16 protein-coding genes and 5 pseudogenes are annotated in these 22,330 nt (G+C 54.7%); 10 read left to right on the top strand and 11 right to left on the bottom strand.

Features of this window, described 5'->3' with window-relative positions:
* Positions 1-142 precede the first annotated feature (142 nt).
* The 3 genes and pseudogenes from AC4LFW_RS03960 (at position 143) to AC4LFW_RS03950 (ending at position 1,438) form a co-directional block, all read left to right on the top strand.
* Positions 143-295 carry a hypothetical protein gene (locus tag AC4LFW_RS03960; RefSeq protein WP_491817926.1) on the top strand — a complete coding sequence of 51 codons (153 nt, stop codon included), beginning with the start codon at positions 143-145 and terminating at the stop codon, positions 293-295.
* Positions 295-339 (top strand): annotated as a pseudogene (locus AC4LFW_RS03955) (hypothetical protein); the annotation flags it as partial. The gene AC4LFW_RS03960 and the pseudogene AC4LFW_RS03955, both read left to right, overlap by 1 nt.
* A 70-nt stretch (positions 340-409) precedes the next feature.
* Positions 410-1,438, top strand: coding sequence for a tyrosine-type recombinase/integrase (locus AC4LFW_RS03950; RefSeq protein WP_491817925.1), 1,029 nt, complete (start codon positions 410-412; stop codon positions 1,436-1,438).
* Between the two features lie 511 nt (positions 1,439-1,949).
* On the opposite strand, the gene AC4LFW_RS03945 is transcribed toward AC4LFW_RS03950, so the two are convergent.
* From AC4LFW_RS03945 to AC4LFW_RS03930, 4 genes are all read right to left on the bottom strand, one after another.
* Entirely contained in the window at positions 1,950-2,330 is a 381-nt protein-coding gene (locus AC4LFW_RS03945; RefSeq protein WP_491817924.1) for a hypothetical protein, read from the bottom strand.
* A gap of 581 nt (positions 2,331-2,911) precedes the next feature.
* Positions 2,912-3,997, bottom strand: coding sequence for a helix-turn-helix transcriptional regulator (locus AC4LFW_RS03940; RefSeq protein ID WP_491817923.1), 1,086 nt, complete (start codon positions 3,995-3,997; stop codon positions 2,912-2,914).
* A 50-nt stretch (positions 3,998-4,047) separates the two neighbouring features.
* Positions 4,048-6,147 carry an AAA family ATPase gene (locus tag AC4LFW_RS03935; protein WP_491817922.1) on the bottom strand — a complete coding sequence of 700 codons (2,100 nt, stop codon included), beginning with the start codon at positions 6,145-6,147 and terminating at the stop codon, positions 4,048-4,050.
* A gap of 337 nt (positions 6,148-6,484) precedes the next feature.
* Complete coding sequence (locus AC4LFW_RS03930) at positions 6,485-7,153, bottom strand: hypothetical protein (protein WP_491817921.1); 669 nt, start codon at positions 7,151-7,153, stop codon at positions 6,485-6,487.
* A 525-nt stretch (positions 7,154-7,678) separates the two neighbouring features.
* Here AC4LFW_RS03930 and AC4LFW_RS03925 point away from each other — a divergent pair.
* From AC4LFW_RS03925 to AC4LFW_RS03895, 7 genes and pseudogenes are all read left to right on the top strand, one after another.
* Positions 7,679-8,356, top strand: coding sequence for an ankyrin repeat domain-containing protein (locus AC4LFW_RS03925; protein ID WP_491817920.1), 678 nt, complete (start codon positions 7,679-7,681; stop codon positions 8,354-8,356).
* A gap of 189 nt (positions 8,357-8,545) precedes the next feature.
* Positions 8,546-8,704: pseudogene (locus tag AC4LFW_RS03920) on the top strand (Ig-like domain-containing protein); the annotation flags it as partial.
* On the top strand, positions 8,697-9,206 hold the full coding sequence (locus AC4LFW_RS03915; protein ID WP_491817919.1) for a calcium-binding protein: 510 nt from the start codon (positions 8,697-8,699) through the stop codon (positions 9,204-9,206). The pseudogene AC4LFW_RS03920 and the gene AC4LFW_RS03915, both read left to right, overlap by 8 nt.
* A pseudogene (locus AC4LFW_RS03910) lies at positions 9,187-9,414 on the top strand (integrase); the annotation flags it as partial. The gene AC4LFW_RS03915 and the pseudogene AC4LFW_RS03910, both read left to right, overlap by 20 nt.
* A 104-nt stretch (positions 9,415-9,518) precedes the next feature.
* Complete coding sequence (locus AC4LFW_RS03905) at positions 9,519-10,112, top strand: hypothetical protein (protein WP_491817918.1); 594 nt, start codon at positions 9,519-9,521, stop codon at positions 10,110-10,112.
* A 58-nt stretch (positions 10,113-10,170) separates the two neighbouring features.
* A complete protein-coding gene (locus AC4LFW_RS03900; protein ID WP_491817917.1) occupies positions 10,171-10,398 on the top strand; it encodes an AlpA family phage regulatory protein in 228 nt (75 codons plus the stop codon).
* A 2-nt stretch (positions 10,399-10,400) separates the two neighbouring features.
* A complete protein-coding gene (locus AC4LFW_RS03895) occupies positions 10,401-10,598 on the top strand; it encodes a hypothetical protein (protein WP_491817916.1) in 198 nt (65 codons plus the stop codon).
* A 607-nt stretch (positions 10,599-11,205) separates the two neighbouring features.
* Here AC4LFW_RS03895 and AC4LFW_RS03890 read toward each other — a convergent pair.
* The 7 genes and pseudogenes from AC4LFW_RS03890 to AC4LFW_RS03860 all read right to left on the bottom strand — a co-directional run.
* Positions 11,206-11,706, bottom strand: a pseudogene (locus AC4LFW_RS03890) (M48 family metallopeptidase); the annotation flags it as partial.
* 215 nt (positions 11,707-11,921) lie between these two features.
* Positions 11,922-13,289 (bottom strand): type I restriction enzyme subunit R domain-containing protein, encoded by a 1,368-nt coding sequence (locus AC4LFW_RS03885; RefSeq protein WP_491817915.1) that lies wholly within the window; start codon positions 13,287-13,289, stop codon positions 11,922-11,924.
* Positions 13,290-13,374: 85 nt separating this feature from the next.
* Positions 13,375-15,075: pseudogene (locus tag AC4LFW_RS03880) on the bottom strand (type I restriction endonuclease subunit R); the annotation flags it as partial.
* 19 nt (positions 15,076-15,094) lie between these two features.
* Complete coding sequence (locus tag AC4LFW_RS03875; protein ID WP_491817914.1) at positions 15,095-17,068, bottom strand: DUF262 domain-containing protein; 1,974 nt, start codon at positions 17,066-17,068, stop codon at positions 15,095-15,097.
* Positions 17,061-18,476, bottom strand: a complete 1,416-nt coding sequence (locus AC4LFW_RS03870; protein WP_491817913.1) for a DUF262 domain-containing protein — start codon at positions 18,474-18,476, stop codon at positions 17,061-17,063. The genes AC4LFW_RS03875 and AC4LFW_RS03870 overlap by 8 nt, the downstream gene beginning before the upstream one ends.
* Positions 18,473-19,714, bottom strand: a complete 1,242-nt coding sequence (locus AC4LFW_RS03865) for a restriction endonuclease subunit S (RefSeq protein WP_491817912.1) — start codon at positions 19,712-19,714, stop codon at positions 18,473-18,475. The genes AC4LFW_RS03870 and AC4LFW_RS03865 overlap by 4 nt, the downstream gene beginning before the upstream one ends.
* Positions 19,705-22,188 (bottom strand): type I restriction-modification system subunit M, encoded by a 2,484-nt coding sequence (locus AC4LFW_RS03860; RefSeq protein ID WP_491817911.1) that lies wholly within the window; start codon positions 22,186-22,188, stop codon positions 19,705-19,707. Before AC4LFW_RS03860 ends, AC4LFW_RS03865 begins: the two co-directional genes overlap by 10 nt.
* Positions 22,189-22,330 lie beyond the last annotated feature (142 nt).

The following is a 22,330-nucleotide window of genomic DNA, read 5'->3' as shown; positions in this document are numbered from 1 at the left end:
AACTTTCTTATAGCCTTTGTCTTACGGGCTTTTCAGCCTATCATCGTCCAGAGAGCGCCAGACGTTTACACCCAAAGCTATCGGCAAAGGTGTAGGTCAGGGTGTAGGTCGGAATTTGGAAGGTGTAGGTCAGGAGTTGCAGATGGGGAAGCTGACGGTTCGAACGGTGGACAGTCTGGTGAAAGCCGGAACGTCCGGCATGACCGGTGATGGCGAAGGGCTGTACTTTCAAATCAGTAAGACCGGGGACACAAGCTGGGTTTCCGCTACAAGATCGGTGGCCGGCCTCGCCTGATGGGCCTGGGGCGATACCCCGAGACAAGCCTTGCAGAAGCCCGTGAAAAAGCCACAGAGTGCCGCAAGCTGACCAAAGCCGGCATTGACCCTCTTGATGCGCGAGGCGCAAACCGTGAGCGTCAGCAACTGGAGGAGAAGAAAGAGCGCCAGCGCATCGAGCAAGAGCGCCTCGCCCTGGGGGGTTGCCAAGGCCCGTGCCGTAACCTTCAAGACCGTGGCCACCGACTACATCGCTGCGCACCGCGCCGGCTGGAAGAACATCAAACACGCCCAACAATGGGAAAATACGCTCGCCACTTACGCCGAGCCCATCATTGGGCATCTGCCGACATACGACGTGACCACAGCGCACCTCCTGGACATCTTGCACCCAATCTGGACAGAGAAGCCCGAGACCGCCAGCCGTGTGCGCAACCGCATTGAACTGGTACTGGATGCTGCGAAGGCGAGAGGGCTGCGCGAAGGCGAGAACCCGGCCCGCTGGCGTGGCCACCTGGACAAGCTGCTGCCAAAGCGGTCCAAGGTGCGCGCCGTGAAAAGCCATGCCGCCATGCCTTGGGCCGACCTGCCGGCATTTATGGTCCAATTGGCGACGGTCGAGGCCAGCAGCGCCCGCGCTCTTGAGCTGACGATTTTGACTGCCTGCCGCACCAGCGAAGTATTGAACGCCAAGTGGGACGAGATTGACCACGAGACGCGTACCTGGACAATCCCTGCGGAGCGGATGAAGGCCGGCAAGGCGCATCGCGTGCCGTTGGCCGACGCGGCGTTGGCCGTGCTGGACGCCCTGCCCCGCGAGCGCAGCGCTTTTCTCTTCCCTGGCATGAAACCGGGCAAGCCCCTCTCCAACCTGGCCATGACCATGACCATGCGACGTATGAACATGGGTCATCTGACCGTCCACGGTTTCCGCTCCACCTTCCGCGACTGGGCAGCCGAGCGCACCCACTATCCGCGCGAGGTCTGCGAAATGGCACTTGCTCACAAAATAGCCGCAGGAGCCGAAGCCGCTTACTGGCGTGGCGATATTTTTGAGAAACGACGTGCCCTGATGATTGATTGGGCGCAATACGCCTACGCCACACCAGCAGCCAATATCGTTAAGGACGAGTTCAACCGTGCTTGGCCTGGATCGGGCTAGCAGACGTCGGCATAGCCACTTATGCGAACGCTGTCGAGGTGACACTCAGGGCAGCGTGCCCGATCTGGGGTACGTAGCGCATTGTCGGCTGGACGTTCGCCGAGTCCCTCCGGATGCAAATATTCTTTGCTCAGAAGATAGCCTTCGACGCTCAATTCAATTGTGACAGTCCTGTGCGGCGTTTTACCAATCATCATCCGGCGTTCGTAACCGCAGCTTTCGCATGCGAAATATCTAAGTGCCCTAGTTGTTGGCCTATCGCGCTCCGACAATCCAGCCCGTATTTCGTAAGTTCCTTCGGTTTTCATGGCTATGCCCTATCATCAGAGAAACACTTGACCTGCCGCGGTAGTAATCAGCGGGACGCGTCCCAACCAGTTGCCCCCCGCAAATTATGAATTCGGATCTACGAACCCCTAAGCTGCTCGCCAAGGTTCGCAGCCAGGTCGTACACCCCGACCTTACGTGCTTGAAATGGTAAGTGAGGGTTCAGCATGCTGCAGCTATTAACTCACTTCTTTGTCCGCAGTATTTTTCTGGACTCCGCAGCGCTGACCAGCCAGCTCACGAGCAGCGGATAGTTGACCTCTTCTAGATCAGCAATTTGTTTTCGCGCCTCTTCGACGCTACTGGCGGTCAACTGTGCGGCATGCGCATCAAGTCCATGCGGGAGATTTGCCCGTGACATCAGCGCGAGAGATTCGAGCAAAGAGTCAAACGTGTCCTGTAGGATCAACAACCGGGACAGGCTACCAAGTTGGCGCTGCACGGGCTCGGGTGACTGAGCTGAATCGAGAAAGCCGGCCAGACTGATGATCCGCCGCCCTAACCTTTTGCTATTTGACGTTTCCTGCAGAAGATACTCAAGATTTTCCTTGATTAGGCGATCCACGATTGATACTCCACTCGTAAAGAGCGGACATACTTCCACCCGAAGACGACATCATGCGTCGCGCACGATTCGAGACTAGGTATAGTCGGCTTGCAGTAAAAGTACCGTTGAGCCGAACTGCTCAGCCCCGCTGACATGGCGTAATTGGGTCCGTCCCACGCCTCGCCTAATCGTCGATTAGGAAACCATGCAGCAGGAGAGCCCGTGACGTTTCTTGCAGAGGCAGCCGCAACGAGCTCCCTACCTTTTGATGCCTCGCGAAAGCCCATCCACAGCAATAGCCAGCTTTCGCTGGTCGCTTTTTTACCCGTCATACTGGTTCGTCTAATCAAAATACGCCATTGGTCCGGAGGCTCCTCGCTAGCAGTGCGGGCGAGCCTAATACGTACCGGCTTGGAATCTCCCCACGGGGTGCTCCACTTTTGTTCGCTCAGGTTAGCTACCTGTAGCTCCAATATTGGCGTCAACAGGACCCGAAGCTTATTAGATGTGACGACCTATCGTTTCCACCAGAAAACCTCGGGCCAACAGCGCGGCGGAAAGTGTCACTGGCTGGCTGAAGGGAAGCATCTCGGCTACGGTCACGTCGTTACCTCGGCAGCAGATGGGTTGACCATGTATGACGTGACATACTGACTAGCGGCTGCATTAAGCTTTTGCCCAATGGCGTCACGTAGCGACTCCGGACCCTGCACCAAAATGTCGTCTCCCATCGACAAGATCCACCAACGCAATTGCCAGGTATCACGGACTCCGACCCGGAGCTGGAATCCGTCTGCGGTGGGATTGAGGGTCATGTCTGGTCCCAGGGGTGTTTCTCGGATCAGTCGCGCTAGTCCCTCGGTGACGTGTGCCACCAACTGAATGCTTTCCAGTCGGCCGAAGGACAACGCATCGCTCTTCAAGTAATCATCCAGACTGAACGCATCAGCGCCGGAAGCAGGTACGGCAAGCAACTCAACGTCCTGGAAACGATGCACGGCGTATTGCCTTATGTCCCGATAGGGCTCGGCGGTTCCGATCAGATACGACACCGGACCACGCTGAACAACTGCCAAAGGGTTGAGGATCAATTCTCGAAGCTTGTCGTTGTGCGCAGAGTAGTAGCTACAGCGTACCTGCCTTTCGGTAAGCAGTGCTTCATGAAGGCGCTCAATTACGGCCTCAGGTATCTGTGGCGAGATTAGATTCATGTTCGGATGTACGCACGCCACTTTCTCCGGCCAGCGCGCTGCCTGTGTTTCGCTCGCAAGTCTTTCCAGCTTGCGCCTGGCATGCCCAAAGCGAGACTCCAGCGCTTTGAGCATGCTCGACGGGAGAAGCTTACGGATACTCTCCTCCACCAAGACCAGGCTTACCGCTTCGCTTAAGCTAATGCCGGGCAGGTCCACACTGGCGCCCGGTGCCCAGTGCCATCCATAAGGACTGCCCTTGTCATTGCATTGAAGAGGGAACTGGCGGGATAAATCGTTAAGGTCCCGTTCTACGGTGCGCTTGCTGGCTTTGAAACCAGCCGAATCAAGCTTGGTAACGAGCTCTGCGCAGGTGATGCCTGGCGCTTTTGAGGGTAGAAGCCGCAGCAGCTCCCATTGCCGGTTCAATGCACTGCGTGTCGAGGCGGAAGGCAAAGCGGACGACCTTTGGAAATTAGCTCGGTGGCGAAGCATGATGCTTTATCTGAATGATGGCAACTTGACACCATAAAGAGCCTTGCTTCTCAATGCACAAAGCCTATCGGCCGGCTGGGGCTGCTCTTTAGCCGGCACTCGGCCAACAGTGCCTTAGCAAGCTCCTGTGCTCGGCTAAAAGGCTTGAACCGTGATCGCCGCGCTACCAATGCGAAATCCCCGGCAGTGAGATTGTTAGCTGCCAGGAGCATTCGTAATGCCGAACCATCCGGGTCCTTGAGCTTTTGCAGATCCAGGTGTGATGCGAACAACGTTTCGATTTGCCGCGGTTTTAAATAGCCGAAATGGACTTTGAGATCGAAGCGACGCATCGAGGCCTCGTCTAGATCGTGCATGAGATTGGTAGAAGCGATAAACAGGCCACGGTAGCTCTCCATCTGCGTCAGCATCTCGTTAACCGCAGTGATCTCCCAGCTCTGCCGCGCCTTCTTGCGGTCTTGGAGGAAGCTGTCTACCTCATCGAACAGCAAGACGGCTTGTTCGGCATCGGCACTAGCAAACGCTTGGGCAAGGTTCTTTTCCGTCTCCCCTACATAGGGAGACACCAGATCAGATACGCGCTGAACCATCAGGGGCCGATCGAGCTGTCGAGCCAGCCACAAGCCGAAAGCGGACTTACCGGTGCCAGGCGGGCCATAAAAACACAGTCGGGCTGCGGCATTGCTGCCCAAGCCTTTGACCAGCTCGTCTAAATCGATATCAGTGTTTATCAGGCCTGTTGAGTAGAGCTGAGGGAGCGGGTTGGACTCGATACTATCGAGCCTGCGGAAACCTTGAGCCTTGAGCGTGGCGTCTGCGAGTAACCGCACGGTCTCTTCCAACGCCCTACCGCTGCGTGGGTACAGGGTCTGGCCGATGCGCAGCGCCCGTGCAACGACCGCTGGCGTCATGTCCTGGTGCGCAGCGAGGTTCTCAACCATTGCGCTGCTCAGTTTACCTGCGCTGACTTTTCTAATGATGCGCTCACGCTGGGCTCGGGGCGGGTTTGGCAGTTCGATGACCAAATCGAAGCGGCGAATGTATGCGATATCCAGAGCATCAATACTGTTGCTGAGCCAGAAGCAAGGCACGGGGTTTTCCTCCAGCGCTCGGTTGATCCAGCCCTTCTGACTCTTATTGGATTTGGCAAACGGGATAGGCTGAGCCTCGAAGATATCTTCGATTTCGTCCAGCACAACCATCGCGCGCTGGTTCCGCAGTACGCTCATGGCAGAGCGCAGCGCACTTAGGCGTTGCCGGGGCATGATAGGGTCACCATCGCTATCGCTGCATGCGACCTCATACAAGGTGGCACCCATCGCTTCAGCTAGCAGCCGGCTTAGCTGCGTCTTGCCAGTACCCGGCGGGCCGTAAAGCAAAATGTTCACCCCGCTGCGGCGGGACAGCAGAGCCTTGGTGAGGTACCGCGTGGCGACGGCCAGCGAAGTGTCGACATGTGGAAAGTCGTGTTTTTGGAGCTCGGCTGGCGGAGCGGGTCGAAAGGCATGTTTAAACAGCTCAGTGGCAGTGCCCGTGCTAAAGCGCAATGCACCCACAAATTCGGGACTGCTAATGGCAAGCCGATGCGACAGAGTGGCGTGAATAGCATTCTCAACGCTGATTTCCACCAAGCCCGAACGCATCAGGCGGCCATCCTTGGATAGATAAGGCTGCAGGCGCTTCTGCGGAACGTCGAGAAGCACAGACAGGCTTTTCAGCATGCGGTTGAAGCCGAGCGCGCCGACTAAGTCTGCGGCATCGCTTAAAACGGGGTCGCTATGCAGCATCACGCAAAAGCCAAGTAGACGCTGATCGATATCATCAAGCCCGATCAGGCTTGCGAGAGCTTTCAGGTTCCGTACCAGGCAATCGGGATAACTCACCACCGGATAGGCTTGATCGAATGCCTTGCGCTCCTTTCGAAGTCGGCGCAGTGCCATGCCAGTATCAAAGTCATCTTCGTCAATAAGATCCTGAAGACCTAGCTCTGCCGCTACGCTATCTTCGTTGAAACCATGCCGCTGTATGAAGTTTCGGTGCCCACCGAGATCTAACAGCATCATGTAGGCCCACTTAATGGACAGCTCGCACGTATCGTCGCTATGCGGACCATGAGACGAGATGCGTGATTCTGGCCGGCGTTTCAGCATGATGCGTTCCAATCCCCTTTTGAGGATTGCAGCATGCGCCCAAGGTGCGTCATCTTGTGTCGCTTGGTGGTAAGGCCGACCAAAAATTTCCTCGCACCGATGCTTAGGCATCAACAGCGACTGGCCCGGCGGGCATAACGAGCCAAGTCGCTCCGGTCTGGTGTGACCTACCCGGTCGCAGCGGTGACTAGCTTGCGGGTGAGACGCCCAGATATCGCTAGATCATTCCTAACCAGAATCGTCGTAGCGTTTCAGTGCTGACGTCAGTACATCAACCGTTTAGGTCCAACAAGGTGAACTGCCGAGGCAGTGGTCAGAAGATTTAAGCCACTCAGCATCACTGAAATCGCTTTTCCAGCGCCGGGATCTCCAAAGTCATGTCATCCGAGAACCCGTAGCGTTTCTCGCCATCCTCCTCCTGAGACAACTCGCTGCCATACGCCCTCAACCAGAGCTTCCGGCTTTCTGCAGAGAGCACGTAGCCTTTTTTATGTTCACTATTCAATAAGCGACTTGGAAAAGCCCAACCTTTTCTTTCCAGCCTCGTTATACCTATTACAAGATGTAACAAAGCCCCCTGCTCAGGAGTAACCGCAGCGTGAAACTCAGGCCAGAATTCTTTGTCGTCTTTAGACGCCTGCCATCCACGCACTTTAGTTATTTCCGACAGACTATCGTAAGGATGTGAGTGAAACGTACCGACCAGCTCCAAGTGGGGCCAATATCTGTCAAAGAACTCTTTCTTTGCTACGACAGATGCAAAGTTTGGCTGTACCCAATCCGCGTGCCGAATTGCAGAGGTTTCCGCCGTCGCCATCGTGACTACAATCCGGGCGGGCGAACCATTTTTTTTCGGGATAGAGTACCCCCAAAGCAATCCAAATGTTTCGAGCTTGTCATAACCTTTACTTCTGCTAGTCCCATGATGCATGAACTCATAGGCTTCTATTGCTGTTGTGAAAAGCTGAGGTACCGCATGATCATCAATAAAAGCGAAAGCTTGCATATATATTCCGCACTCAGTTGTTATTAACGTAGCGCTATCCTCCGGCAACTGGCATGTACCCGGCCAACGTTTAGCTCGGGTGGCTGACTCAATGGATAGACACCTTTTGCTTTTCGACCACCAAGCGAAAAACTTTATATACATGGGGCTTTTGCGTCCGAGGTGAGTCCTCCGCGATGATTAAGGGCAGCCTTCGCAACAGTGCCAGCCCTGCGCTGAGGTTGAGGAATGGCACTCTACTCTGGCCAGACGCTGCCCAGGAGGCGTAAAAGCACGCCCCAATGACCGGTCGGAGGTACAACAACTCCTGACCTGAACCTCAAGGTGTCGAGCATATGACCGCTGCGAGCGACGCAAACGGAAACCTTTAGAAAACGCATCATAAATTGACGGAAAAGGTCATCCAGGCTATTAGTGGCCACCTGCCAGCAGCGACGCCTTATTGGTGCGTCTCAAGCAGATCAAGCAACGTTTTGAACATATGCGGTCGTGTATGGCCCGCTTTGACTAGGGAGAAACATCCGATTGATCGATCATCCCGCTTTACAAGATCTGCTCAAGGTCGTCTTGGCGCCTACTATGTACTGCATGGAAGACATGCAGGTTCATGGCATGGGAAATTGGCATGCATCTGTCCTACTAGATATACCTGACCACCTCAGCGAATTGGCGATCGAGACGCTGAATGACAGGGATTTTGGGCATCACACCGCTTTAGAAGTTGCTTATCGACTGAATCGCCCAATATTGATTGATCGATTAAAAGCATTAGGGGCGCAAGGAGACGCCGGAATTGCAAATGATCGTGGTGTAGGCTGCCTGATCGGGAACGAAAAATACGTACATCTGCCCGCAAAGCAGGGCAAGATCAAGACTCTGGAAAAGCGTTATCTCGAAGGCGCGTGCCTTAATTCCCGCGACTTACAGGGGAACACACCCATCCATTGGATAGCAGCAAATGGACATTTAAAGGCGGCCAAGAACTTCACAGAAAAACATTTCAGGCTTTCCGTTGACCTCGACGCCAAAAATCACGATGGCAACACCCCCCGTAATTTAGCAGTGCTTGCAGGCCATGAAGAAATAGCTAACCAGTTCCTTATCTGGGAGATCGAAGATTATATAACGGGGGCAAGGATACGCCACAAAATTAGCGCTGGACTAAAAGATATTTTACCCCTGCAGAAGCAAAGTAAAGACTGAATAGGAGGACCCCATGCCGGCCAACAAACACAAGCATATCAAGACCATCATCTCCTGAACCCACCAAATCGGTCTGCACCGGATAACTCATTGACTAGCAAGCTTAAAGCTCAGTACTGCTTTTCCTTACTGCCACACGGACCAGCGTAGTGTCAGTTCGGACAAGGGGCGTCTGTAGTCACGGAAGTTGATACCGAGACCGGAGAGGAGGTGGTGGTTTACACTGCAAGCGGCGCTGTATTCGACCTGCTCTCAGACGATGGAACAACCACCGACAGTTTCAGCTATACCGCTCGCGACTCGGCTGGGGCTACCTCCACGGCGACCGTCACCATGACCCATGTCTGAAATCAAGGACAGCAACACGATTGTCGGCACCGTCCGTCCGGACGCAGGGTATACGGCGCTGCGTGGTACAGCTGGGGACGAAGCGCTTGAGGGACTCAATGGCGATGAAGTTTTATACGGAGAAGGTGGCGCAGACAGGCTTATCGGCGGCAACGGCAACGACCTTCTTTTTGAGAGAGATAGCATTGACCACCTATTTGGAGATCGAGGCAACGACACCCCCCATGGCGAAGCGGGTAACGACTTGTTGAGGGGAGGTCTAGGCGAAGACATCTTCGTGTTCGGTAGTGGAAGTGGCACCGACCAGACACTCGACTTTCAGATGGGCTCGGACTTGATCAGACTCACAGATGGAGTCACGGGCAGCGCTGGCGGCACCATTGACCTCGACGGCGATGGCGATGGCGATGGCGAGGTGGATACCGCGGTGCTCTCATTCGGTGGCTGGGACAGTGTCCAGTTAGTCGGCGTCACCCAAGCTCCGCCATGGTTTCCGGTCTAGTTTCCGCGAGTGGGCAAACGAGCGGACGCATTACCCGCGGGAAGTCTGCGAGTTGGCGCTAGCGCACTACGAGCGTGACCAGACCGAAGCCGCTTATTCCCGATCCGACTTTCTAGAAAAGCGCCGAGCTTTGATGGCCGAATGGGCGCTTTTCATCGCCAACCCTTCAGCCACGAGCATTATCCAAGCTGATTTCAAGCGCGCCTGATTTTGTTGAATGATCGGATCCGGCGAAAGCGACTCGTAGCACCTCAATTTTTAAATTCTTACACCATAGATAACGAGATCGTTGAGCGAGCCAAGGAGAAAATTATGGGAGAACTAGGGGCGATTCAGGAAGCTGGCTCCGGAGCCCTAGATCAAGAAACGGAGCGACTGGCGAAGCAGCTGTTAAATGTGCACACGCCTGAACAGCTTGCAGTCAAAGTCGCACAACACCTGATTTCTCTGAAAGTACTCAAGGACTACCACCCTGCAGGGAAGCAGCTCGGAGAGCCTCGCTTAGGCTTTAAGCGAACACGGAGCAATACGTATCGGCTGACCGAGGCTGACCTACAGCGAATCATTGAGTCGGCGCTGACAGACTTCGGGATTAAAGTCGTCAACATTGCGTTAGGCGATAAAGGGAAATTTTTGTCAAAGAAAGCTAACGACGTTCGACACGAAGACAACCGAGTCGTAACCGCGAGAGCGATGGTCGATTGGGATGCTTGGCAAGGATCCCAAAACGGTAGAAAGATAGCCTCTCGCTTCGCCGCAGATAGATGCGATGAATATGGAGTTGATGAAGCCGTAGTACGTCGGTGGATACGGAAGCACGAAGCGAAAAAGAAAGCCAAACACCCCGACGCTCCTAAAAATAGTTTTGGACCCTCCGCGGACGAATCTAGGAACACGCTATCCTGATGTATTGAATGCGTAGCGACATCCACTACGCGCCATTGAGCGCAAAGGAGGTATGGCTATGCCTGCCGTCGCTACTACTGTTCAAACTAGTCGTTTCACGCGCGCTGAGCGCCGCATCTATCGCCTGCGCCAAGTTATGGACGCCACGGGCTTTGGTCGCGCCTGGATCTATCAATTGATGGCCGAGGGGAAATTCCCTAAAGCCATTCGCATTGGGAAACGTGCTGTCGGCTGGGACGGGACCCTCGTGGATCAATGGGTCGTAGATCGTCTGGAAGGTCGTTAACCATGACCACACCGAGTCGCTCCGAAACGCTAGGCAAGGATCTTCGTACTTTCAGCCACCGTCCGGATGACATCAAACTGAACCTTCCGGAAGCGGAGGTACTGAGCGACCACTGCTATCCACTAGGGGAGGCTGAAAAGCAGCAGACTGATCGCGCTGTAGCACAATTGCTGGGACGCAACCCCCCAAGTCAGCTGTAAATGCCACTATGGCCAAGAAGCAGAGACTGCCATTTGATAGTCAGGGCGGCGTTGTAGCCATTCAGCGCCGCCTTCTTAGCTCCAGAAACTACCTAGCCCTGACTCCGCAAGCCAAAGTCTTGATTACGCTGCTTCAACGGCATTGGTCGCCGAATGGACCAGTCGCCTTTGGAGTCAGGCAAGCAGAGCAAGAGATACCTTGCTCAAGGGCATTGGCAATGCGCTCGTTTAACGAACTAGTCGAAGCGGGGTTTATCGAGATGATCGACGAGTCGTTATTTTGCAGTCGGACGCAGTCCAAATCGCGCACGTGGCGGCTGACGTGGATGCCTTGTTGGAGAAACAGGGCACCTAGCAATGATTGGGAAAAGAAGTCGCCTTAACATTTCCACCGGTTTAAAAACGATACTTCCATCGTTGCCACAAGTATCGAATATGAACCATAGACGGGATTGGCGGGTGCTACAGGTAGCGTTTTTGATACCTGTGGGAGGCTTTTTTTGGCCCTCACAGGTATCGTTTTTAAACCACTCCTACATTTACCACCCACAAGCGCTACTTTGGACTGATCCGCTCTTGTGCTAGCCATGATTCTGAAGCAGCACACTCACTCCTTCCAGACCTCCGCCGACAGCGGCAAGTCATTCAACTCTGCGCGGGCCTCCCGCCAAGTTGGGTAATGATGGCTAAGGATAGAGACGAAGCGTTCCCCGTGGTTTGGCTCGATCAAGTGCACCATCTCGTGGACGATAACGTACTCAACTAGATCTTTTGGCTTCTTCACCAATTCAGTATTCAGTCGGATGTTGCCCGCCTGGTAATTACAACTTCCCCATTTGGTTTTCATCCGCTGGAGGAAGTATCGGGCAACCGTTACTCCTAGCTTGCGTTCCCATTTCTCAATTAGGGCCGGAACCACCTGATGCATCTGGCGCTTCTGCCATTCGTGCATAACCTCCGCACGCGTTTGTGCATCGCTGCCAGGGCGTACTATCAGCTTGATGCGCTTGTGGTCCTGGACTACTGAAGGCTTGGCATCATGATAAGAAACTTCCAACAAATAGCGCCGCCCCCACACACAATGGCTTTCTCGCCCCACGAACTGGCGCGGCGTCTCACGGGCTTAGTCCTCTAGCTTTCGCTGCTGGTCGCGAATCCATCCGAGCTTAGAGATAGCGTAGGCACGAGCAACCTCCAACCGCGTGCTGGTAGGTGCTGCTAGCGTCACCCGCCCCTCCGGTGGGTGAACGCTTAGATGGACGTTCTTGATGTTCTTACGCGACACCGATATGGAGATGTCACCTAGCTCGATAGTCTCGATCATCAGTAACCCGGCTGATTCTTGATAATTTCGAAGATTGCGACAGTCGCATCCCGATCACGACTGAGGAGAGGGAACAACGCGTTCAAAACTTGCTTTTCACGAGCATCATCGCCCCTCCAAGATGCAGGTGCGTTATGTCGTATGGCCTCATCAATCTCTAACGCTAGCCGTACTTTCTCATCTTCGTCCTGCGGACACTCGAAGCTAGTGGTAGCAATGCTGTCGAGGTTGTTGAACAGGACTATAGCTTCTGGGTGGCCGACGAGCGCCTCGGGCGAGCTTTTCGATCCGTTCTGCGCAAGTTGCTTAACAAGCGCCTCAGCTTTGCGCAGGAACTCCTCATAGGCCGCCGCATCATCACGGCTCTGCCTGATCAGATCCTCCAGCAGCTTCGACATTCCTTCGTAGAACCGTGGATCCGTAAGCTGATCGCGAATGATAGTCTTGCGAACGTTGTTGATAATGCCTTCAGCGATTGCATCCTTAGAGAGCTTGCCCTTGGAGTTCAGCTTCTTGGCAATCGCATCGTGAACGCCGGTTTGAATGATCAGTTCAACCAACGAGAAATTATCGACCGTACTCATCGAGTCAGCGTAATCGGCCTGGATATAAGTATTGAGCAGATGCCGCATATCCGCTTCGAATGGCTTGATATCAAGCTCTTCACCAGAATGCTTTTTGATAGCCTCACGCAAGTCCGCATAAAACTGCATTTCTGCCTGCAACCGTTCTGCTTCTGCCGCAGAGTAACCCGCCTCAGCCAGGTTCTGCGCCAACTCGGCAAACGCTCGCACAAATGAAGCCACTGCTTTGTAGAAGGAGATCCGCAGCGCTTCAGTCTCGTCCAGCCCATTGGCATCAGCAGCCATGCCACAGAAGTAGTGGATAAACTGCTCAACCTCGCGCGGCGGTACCACTGGAGCACACAGATAACTCAATGCTTCACGGGCCGCATCCAGTTGCTTCTTGCCCTCAACCAGCCAGTCCTTCAACTCAACGTTATTGCTGCCACCGTTGCCCGCATCGATGTCCAGCTCGTCGGAGGTGTAGACCGAAATGGCATCCTGCACGTCACCGAACAGCTCTTTGAAGTCGACGATGTAACCAAAATCCTTGTCATCACCGTCGAGTCGGTTGGTCCGGCAAATGGCCTGGAACAGGTTGTGATCATGCAGTTCGTTGTCCAGGTAGATATATGAACAACTCGGCGCATCGAAACCGGTAAGCAGCTTGCTCACCACGATGAGCAGTTTCAGGTTGGCAGGTTCCTCGATGAAGCGACGCTTGGTTTCTTCTTCGTAAGCCGTAGTGGTCTGGCCTTGCTTCAGCACGTACTGCGTGTAGGTATCGAATTTTGTAACGCTCATCACTCTGCGCCGGCGCACGGGAGATGGCGTTATGGTTTGGCTCATACGATGTCACGATGCCGCAGTAAGGGCCGAACGAGGTGGTTTGAAACAAGCGGAAGTAATGGCAGGCATCGTAAATGCTCGCCGCCACCAGAATGGCCGTACGTCGGTCGTTGTTTAGCCGTGGCTTTAGGCTGAAGTCCTCAATGATGCTGGCGATGATGCGCTGCTTGCGCTCGCCTGCACTCATCAATGCTTCCATCGTGGCCCAGCGCTTACGCAAAATCGACTTCTGGTAGTTGTTCAACCCCTTAGTTTTCTGCTCGAACCAAGCGTCGATAGCCTTTTGCGACGTCAAACGCTGCGGCACATCACGCGCCTCATACTTCAGATCCAGCACCACCTTGTCCGCCACAGCCTCATGGAATTTGTAGGTGTGGATATAGGTGCCGAACACATCGCGCGTGGTCTGCTTGTCTTTGCGCAGCAAGGGTGTGCCGGTAAAGCCAATGAACAGGGCATTAGCCAGCCACTGCTTCATTTGCCGGTTCATGTCACCACCCTGGGTGCGGTGACATTCATCCACGAACACATAAAAGCTACCGCGCATTGGCGGCGGCGGCACGCTTAGATCGGGCTCGAACTTGTGGAGCAGCGCGCACAGCAACCGTGGCGTAGTAGCAGACAACTTCTGCACGAGATCAGCACGAGAGGTGATTCGTGGCGAAGGTGAGTCGTTGCCGATGACTCCCGCGTTGCGCATAACCCCGGAAATTTGTTTATCCAACTCATCACGATCCGTGATCACCAGGATGCGCGCATCCGGGTCATGCTCCAGCAACCATTTGGCGATCAACACCATCAAGATGCTCTTGCCACTGCCCTGGGTGTGCCAAATCACCCCACCTTCTTTCCTACGAACCCTCTCTTGCGCGGCCTTCACTGCGGCGTACTGATGAGGGCGCGGGACCTTCTTGATACCCGCGTCAAAGATGATGAAATTGCGGATCAGATCGAGCAGACGGGACTTCTCGCACATTTGCGCCAGCGGGCCATCGAACAGATACCCCGACTTAACGGCCTCTGCACCGGCCAATGCTTGATAGTGAGCAGGCATCTCACGCTGAGTATTCAACTCAACAGGCTCAAGTTTAAACGCGGCAGCCTTCCACTCGACAAAAAACTCGGCGCGAGTGGTGGCAGTGCCATAGCGCAGGCCCTGTGAGTCGCTCCCAGCAAACACCATCTGCACCGTACTGAAGAAACCCAGGTTAAAGATTTCCTCCTGGTTGGTGATCAGTTGGTTGATGCCGTCGGCTACGTCAACCGAGCTACGCTTCAGCTCAATCACGCCGATAGCGATACCATTCAGGTAAATGACCAAGTCAGGACGGCGCTCATGACCGCCGCGCAAGGTCACTTCCTCGGCGATGGCGAAATCATTAGCGTCAGGGTTTTCCCAATCAACCAAATGCACTGTCTCGTGGGCTTGGCCAACAGCCACCTGCACCGGCACGCCGTATCGCAGCAACTGATAGGTACGCAAGTTGGCCTGATACAGCGTGATGCCCGTGGCATCCGCTGCAGCCATTAACCGTTGCAGTGCCGCCGATATTTGCGCATCGGAGTAGCCGCGCTGTTTCAGGTTGGCCTGCAGCAGCTCAGTTTCAATGTTGCGGTTTTGCCCGCGCTTGCTCCACTCGCCTAGGTAGTCGTAGCCGAGGCAATCAGGCCGTGTTTTGTCCGTAAACAGGGCCACAACACGATTCTGGGTGCGGCGTTCGGAGCGAGGTTGTTGAGTCATCAGGTGCATCCTGCAGGGTTTACTCGGTCTCGTGTTTGCCGGCGAGGCTCTTCAGCAGCACGTCCATCATTTGCTGGTAATGCTCACGTATGGCCTGAGCATCCCAGGGTTCGGCCTTCATCATCAGGTGCTGCTTAATACTGTCGATGCTGTTGCTCTGATAAAACTCTTTCTTTGCCGTCGGCATGAAATTGCTGAGACGAGAGTTCTTGTCATGGCTGATCAGGCATAGGTTGCCAAACGAGTTCAGAACCTCGGCATCGAGCGGAGCATGCCCCGGCAATGGATGCTGCGGGTAGTAGTGCTCCACCGAACTACGGAAGGTGAACTCGTAAAGCTTCACCTTTTCATCACCCTGATGCTCAAGCCACAGCAGGTAATCCAGGAAGTTGAACACCAGGTTGTTTTCGATATTGCCGAAGCTCAAGCGCGGTTCCAGCGTCTCTGCCGTTACGCCTTCGCGACGGGCCTGACAGATACACTTGTTCCCGTAAACCATCGCAAAGTATTCCAAGCCGGCCTCGGGAGCCAGAAAACGGTCAAAAACAAAGGCCTTCGCGACTGACTCCATATGCTGCAGATAGGCCCGAGCCTCAACCTGCTCAGCGTGAAAGAGGTAATACAGCGCCGCATTCAGCCAATGCTTGTAAACCAACGTTGGCGTGGATACATGGAACGCTGAAAGCAGCATCAAAATGCGACGGTTGATGCCTTCGCTGCCCTCTTCTTCGCCGAAGCTATTCACATAGCTGCCGCGACCTACTCGGCTGCGCTCACCGCCCTCGTTCCATTTGAAGCGTTTAAGGCTCCAACCATCGGCACCCTTGATGGACTCGCGCTTGATCACGTACTGGTCAAACAGGTACTTACAGCGCAGCAGGCTGAAGATAAAACGCTTCACCGCAGCAGCCGGGTCTGACTGTTTCAGAACATGGGTGTCAAACGTATCAAGCAGCCGTTTGTCATCCAGTGGGATATCCGCTTGCGTATCCACACGCAGCACATGCAGCAAAAAGTTGGGGAAGTTAATCACCGTGTTAAACCGCTCGGGCGCATCTTCACCACTATCGGGCTTTTCCGCGCTAACCGGGGGTCCGTCAATGATGTCCATGAGGGACAACGAAGCACCCTCCTTGTAGGCCACCTCTTGCGTACGGTGCAGCGCAGCGGTCAGCTCATTAAAGTCCGCTGGCTCGAACCGCCCCCAATCCTTTTCACCAAAAATGCTGCCGCGCTGGCCGGGCGTGAAGCCCATCTGCACATAGCGCTCCATATTCGCGCAGGCTTCCCATACGGTGTGCAAGCAGTTCTGGCTCTGATGGCAACCCTGCAGCTTCTCCATCATCCGCGCCTTGAGCACCTCGTGCTTTTCCAGCTGCTCACCGCGGTTGTTCATGATTTCAAAGTAATGGTTCAAGTCCGTATCCGCCGGCACCTTCACCCGCATGATCTGCACATAACGAAACAGGAAATCCGCAAACTGCTGCGCTGAAACCCCATTCTCTTTGAGCTTCTGCGGCAAGACCTTCTGGATCAGCCGATAGCCATTGAGGATGCCGGTATTGATCTGCTTTTCAGCCAGCATCTCGGCAGGGTCATCTTTGAAGCGACCCTCGAAGATGGCCGCAAAGGTGGCGCGCGAATGCTCGCGGCTATCGAAGTGGATACTCAGATTTGAATACCAGTCGAGGTCGGCAGCCTGGGTGTTCTTCAGATAGGACGTCAGCAACGACAGCGTTGTCAGTCGCTGCTGACCATCAATTGTCTCAAATACCGGCGTTTTAGTGTCTGGTCGCTCATACACCACCAGACTGCCAATGTAGTAGTTACGCGCTTTATCGCCGGACTTCGGCAGGTAGTCGATAACGTCCTGAATCAGCTGGGTGATCTCACCCTCTTCCCAGGCGTAATTGCGCTGATACATCGGGATAACGTACTCAACATTCCCGCTGAGCAGCCGCTGGATGGAAAGCTGGATGATCGCCTCACTCATAGTATTTCATCTCCCTGAATAGCGCCTCGATCTCCCCAGTCTTGGTGGACTTCTTACCACTGGCGACCGGCAGGCTGCAGTTGATAAAGTCCGCTGGGCGAGTGGCATCCTTGATCAGCCTGAACAGATTGTTCGCCAGCACGTGGTTATCCATGCTGGCCAGCTGCACGACCTGCATTTGCAGGCGCAGGCTGTAGGCCCAGATGAAAGTCTTCTCAATGGCCCGGGACAGCTCCGCTTGGCCAAACTTGTCGATGTAGTAGATCAACAGGCAATCGAACATCGCCCGTACGTAGGAATCGCCCGTGCGGGTTCTAGCCGGATAGTTGTTGAGAACATCCATGATTTTTTTCGCATAGCCATCCAGGCCTGCGGCCCCCACCAGTTCATGCCCATTCCAGGACTCTGCGCTGATCCGCGCCACCTTGCCCTGGTAATGGCTTACCAGCTCGAAAAAGCGCCGGCCATTGATGATTATCTGGTCCAGGTGGAAGGGAAAACCCATCTCACGCGAGTCGATCTTACGCTCGTATTGCCCGTTATATTGGTCAACAAAATGGTGGGCGATGCGCAGCTGCTCCACATAGGGGTAGCTGGCCACCGTATCGATATTCACGCCTTTGAATAGGTCGCTGTCGTCCTTGCTGAAGTAACGGGCCGACACCCCTTTTGACCAATTGCGGATGCGGTACAGGTACTGCGAGAACAGCGTGGCCAGCTCCTTGGTATCACTGCTCTCCCAACGGGCCACCGTAGCCGCCTTCAACGGCTCATCACACGGGCTGAACTCACGCAGGTGGTAGGCCTTGAGCAGATCATGGGGCTCCAGATCGCGGCCCCGCGCATTCTGCGAGTCGAAGAACTGGAAGGCCTCGGACACATCCGTCAACGCCACCGCTACGACCTGGCACTTGTTCAGGAAGAAGTCGATATGCGCCTCGGTAAAGTCCGCACGGGAGACGATGCGGGCCACCTCAAGGTAATTGCTGTGGATGTTCTTTTGCGAGATCTCGCTGGTAAAGCTGGGGTTGACCATCACCCGCCCAAGCTCGTCTAACTGGTCTTGCAAGTCTTTACGCTTAAGCTTGTCTTCCTTCTTGCTCGTACGCTCAATGAGTGCACGGGCCGCCAGCAGCAGGCTGATGGTGCGCTGCTGCCCATCGACGATGTTCTTTTTCTCACCCTCCCGGTGAAACACGATGGTGCCCAGGCGGTAAGCCGACTTGTCCTTGTGGATGGCGATATCAGAGAACAACTGGTTGATATGCTTGCCGGCCCATTTGTACGGGCGCTGGTACTGGGGAATTTCCAGCGCCGGGTCCATGAGCAAGTCATACACGCTGATAATCGTGCTGGAGAGTTCGGTGGCCTGCTGCGCTTGTTTTGCATCCATGCCCAAGTCGGTCATACCAAGCGCGTCCTTCCGGTGAGCAGTTCTTGCATCATGCCTTGCTTAAGGGCGCGGGTTTTGGCTAGACGCTTTTCAAGCACTGCCAGTTCGGCGGCCATATCGGACAACACAGCAGTTATGGCGACTTGTTCTGTTAGGGGAGGCAACGAAAAACTAAACTTCTTCATCTCCGAACCATAAAGGTGATAAACCGTAGAACCGGTAACAAGTCGAAGAACCTGGCTCTCCTCTCGGCGAATGATGTAACTCAAGAAGGGCCCGAATACTCGCTGCTTATCAGAGCGAATCACAAGAATGTCTCCGCCAAGGATGACGCCATCAATTGTGACGCAGCTTGCTTTTGCCAAACCTCTGGGTGTGACATCCGAAGTGGGCATTAACACGTCGTTTGCAACAGACCGGAAAGAATCACCCACACCATTGGTACGGCTAAATATTTCGCCAATAGTCTCTGGATACCTAGTGAACAGCTCACCGTAGTGAACGCAAAGATCTCTACCGTCAGGAACAAGCGCGCTCTTCGGTAGACCTGTTCCCTTAAGAAAGGTCGCCACTTCTCCCAATTGCATCACTTCCCACTCGCCATCGAAACCGGGTAGACGGTTTTGGCCGGTGAGGAGTTGTTGCATAGCGGCATGCTTGAGGTCGCGCTTCTTGGCGAGAAGCCGCTCCAACGCATCCAGTAGAGCATCCACATCACTCAATACCGTCGCGATGGCGCGCTGCTCGGGGAGAGGAGGAACTGGATAAAGGAACTCGACGGCATCGCTGATATTGAACTGCTTCTGCGCCGTACCGTACTGCACATGCTCAACTTGTTTACGCCCGTGTCGCGAGTTCATCATGCTGCACAGCCAGCGCGAGTCGAATGACGGATGCCTCCGAACGATCATCATTGATGCACAATTGCATCCATCTAGCTCAGGAGGAATCACTGCAGTGATGCCTGGCTCACCAACTCGCACGGTTACAAGATCACCAGCTACCAAACGCGACACAGACAGCAACTCATTGCTTGCTTTCGTGATGCGGTTCGATTTCGTTGAGTCGATGGCATTTTCCGAAATATTTGACCCAACGAGGAGCGGCACGGAGCCAGCTTTATCAAAGTACGTGGAGGGGTTGATAACTAAGCCCACACTTTGGCTCGGCGATATGCGCTTGAGAGGTTTCACCTCCCACTCTTCAGGAAAAACCCCCACCTCCGTCAGCTTATAGCCCGGCTTCACTGCCATACCGCCCCCATCTTTTTCAGATGTTCGTCCACGCGACTGGCCAGGGTGGCGACGTCATCAGCAAGCTGCGGCAATGGCGTGGCATAACGCTCGCTCAGCTCACGAATACGCCCGGTCAGGGTTTGCGATACACGATCCAGCTCGCCCTGTACAGCAATGGCCAGAGTGGCCAGCCACTTATCGTCCACCACCAGGGTTTTGATTTCGGCTTCGCTCAGCTGCGGGTATTTCGTGTGAATCTTGTTATCGAGGTCTTCCTCGGCTTTTTTCAGTTTGGCTTTAAGCGTGCTTTGCTGGTCGAGCAGCTTTGCGTATTCAGCCAGTACCCTGAGTTCTTCTTCATAGTCTGGGTCGTTATCAATCTCACGTTGGCGAGCCTTGATGGCTTTGGTGGTGACTTTCTGCTTGTCGCCCTCGCCTTCGATCACTTCGCTGAGGGAGCCATCCTCACCGCTGTGCTCTTCGAGCAGCTCGCTCAGGCTTTGCTCAATGCTGGCCAACTCCGTTTCCAGCTCTTCAATGGCGCTGCGCTCAGCGCTGAAGTAGCGGGCAACCAGCAGCTCGACCGGGATCAGGTCAGATTTAAAGCGGCGCTTGCCCTGGCTGTAGTCGTGTTTTTCCGCCCAGACCAGCTTGTTGTTCTTGTCCTTCACCTTGTGGATCTCACGCACAGTAGCGCCTGCCTTCCAACCATCGGAGCTGATCAGATAGCAGTCGTCCTGCATGGTCTCGGCCCAGTAGTCCATCAGGTGCTGGTAGATGTCGTAATGGTCGAGCAAGGGTGCTTTGGCAAAGGCGCTGAGCAGTTCCTCGGAGAGCTTGAGGATCAACTCCTTGGGATGGCTGCTGGGCGCATCCGCAGCAAAGCCTTTGAGTTGCGGCGTGCTGCTGGCCAGCCACTGGTTGAACAGCGTATCCACACCCGCCTTAAACGCAGTGAACTGCGGGTGGCCGAAAATCACCGGCTTCACGTCGCGGCTGACCAGCTCGAAATAACCGGAATGGCTGGCGGGTTTGAACAAGGCCGCACGCAGGGCAGGCATCACCTGCCAGTAGCTATCAAAAGCGTCGATGTCACGCTCGGGGATGCCGCCGCGCAAGTGGCCGTCGATATCCTGAATATCCTCCGGCTCGGTGCTATCGATATAGCGCGGCAGGTTGAGATTGAAGTCGTTCTTCGGGTCGCTGATTTCGTCAAACGAGACCATACGGGCGTAGCGTGGAACCTCGGCCATTCGCTTAAAAGTATCGACGATTCTGTGGACATCCTGGTCGCGCAGGCGATTCTTCGGGCCGTCCTTCAGGAATCCTTTGGATGCATCGATCATGAATATGCCTTTGCGAGCGCTGGCATTTTCCTTATCGAGCACCAGAATGCAGGCGGGGATTCCTGTTCCGAAAAACAGGTTAGCCGGCAGCCCGATGATCGCTTTGAGGTAGCCCGAGCGCACCAGCTTTTCACGTATAGCCGCCTCGGCATTGCCGCGAAACAACACGCCGTGCGGCAGGATGCAGGCCCCCTTGCCGGTGCTTTTAAGCGAACGGATGATATGCAGCAGAAACGCGTAGTCACCCTGTTTGGCTGGTGGGGCGCCCCAGGCAAAGCGCTGATAGGGATCATTAGCTGGCGATAGGCCGACGCTCCACGTTTTAACCGAGAATGGCGGATTCGCCACCACGTAGTCGTATGTACGCAGCTGCTCGTCATCCTTGAACTTGGGATTGGACAACGTGTTGCCCTGCAGGATGTTGGCGGTAGGAAAGTCGTGCAGGATCATGTTCATGCGGGCGAGACCGGCAGTGGTCACGTCCATCTCCTGCCCTTCCAGGGTGATGTGCTTGCCAGCCTGGTCGGCCACTTTCAGCAGAAGCGATCCCGACCCGCAAGTCGGGTCATAAACGGTAGTCGACGCTAAGGCATTGGCCGGGCTGATGCCTATGACCTGCGCGATGATCCGGCTGACCTCGGATGGCGTGTAGAACTGACCCTTACTCTTACCACTCTGCGTAGCGAAGTGGCGCATGAGGTATTCGTAGGCGTCACCGAGTATGTCGTCGTTGTCAGCGCGGTTCTTTGAGAAATCCAGTTCTGGCTTCTCGAAGATCGCCACAAGGTTGGTCAGCCTTTCCACCATATCCTTCCCCTCACCCAACTTGTTGGGGTCGTTGAAGTCAGGAAAGTCGCTGCGAGCAAGCCGAGCGTTCGCGTCGATCAAAGGCTGGATGATCTGAGTATTTATCTTCTCGCCAATGTTGGGCTTACCCTTGAGGACGACCATGTCCTTGAAGCTGGCACCAAATGGGATGGTCACAGGCGGAGCGAAATCGTTCGAGTTTCCGTATTTGTCGGAAATGTACTTAATGAACAGCATGAACAGGACGTAGTCCTTGTACTGGCTGGCATCCATCCCCCCGCGTAGCTCGTCACACGAGGCCCAGAGGGAGGAATATAGGTCGGATTTCTTGATAGCCACGAACAACCCCAAAACATGACGCGAATAAGTGAGTACGCAGGCGCTGCCTTTCGCTCTGCCATTATGGAGAGTGCTTGAGCGCCTGCAGGGATGAGTGATTGCAGCATTTCGCGAACATCAGCTTGCTTCACCTGCCGCTTAA

The organism is Stutzerimonas sp. C6.4V (assembly GCF_058536345.1).
Note: the sequence above shows the minus strand (reverse complement) of the source record. Positions and strands in the feature narration are given on the sequence as shown.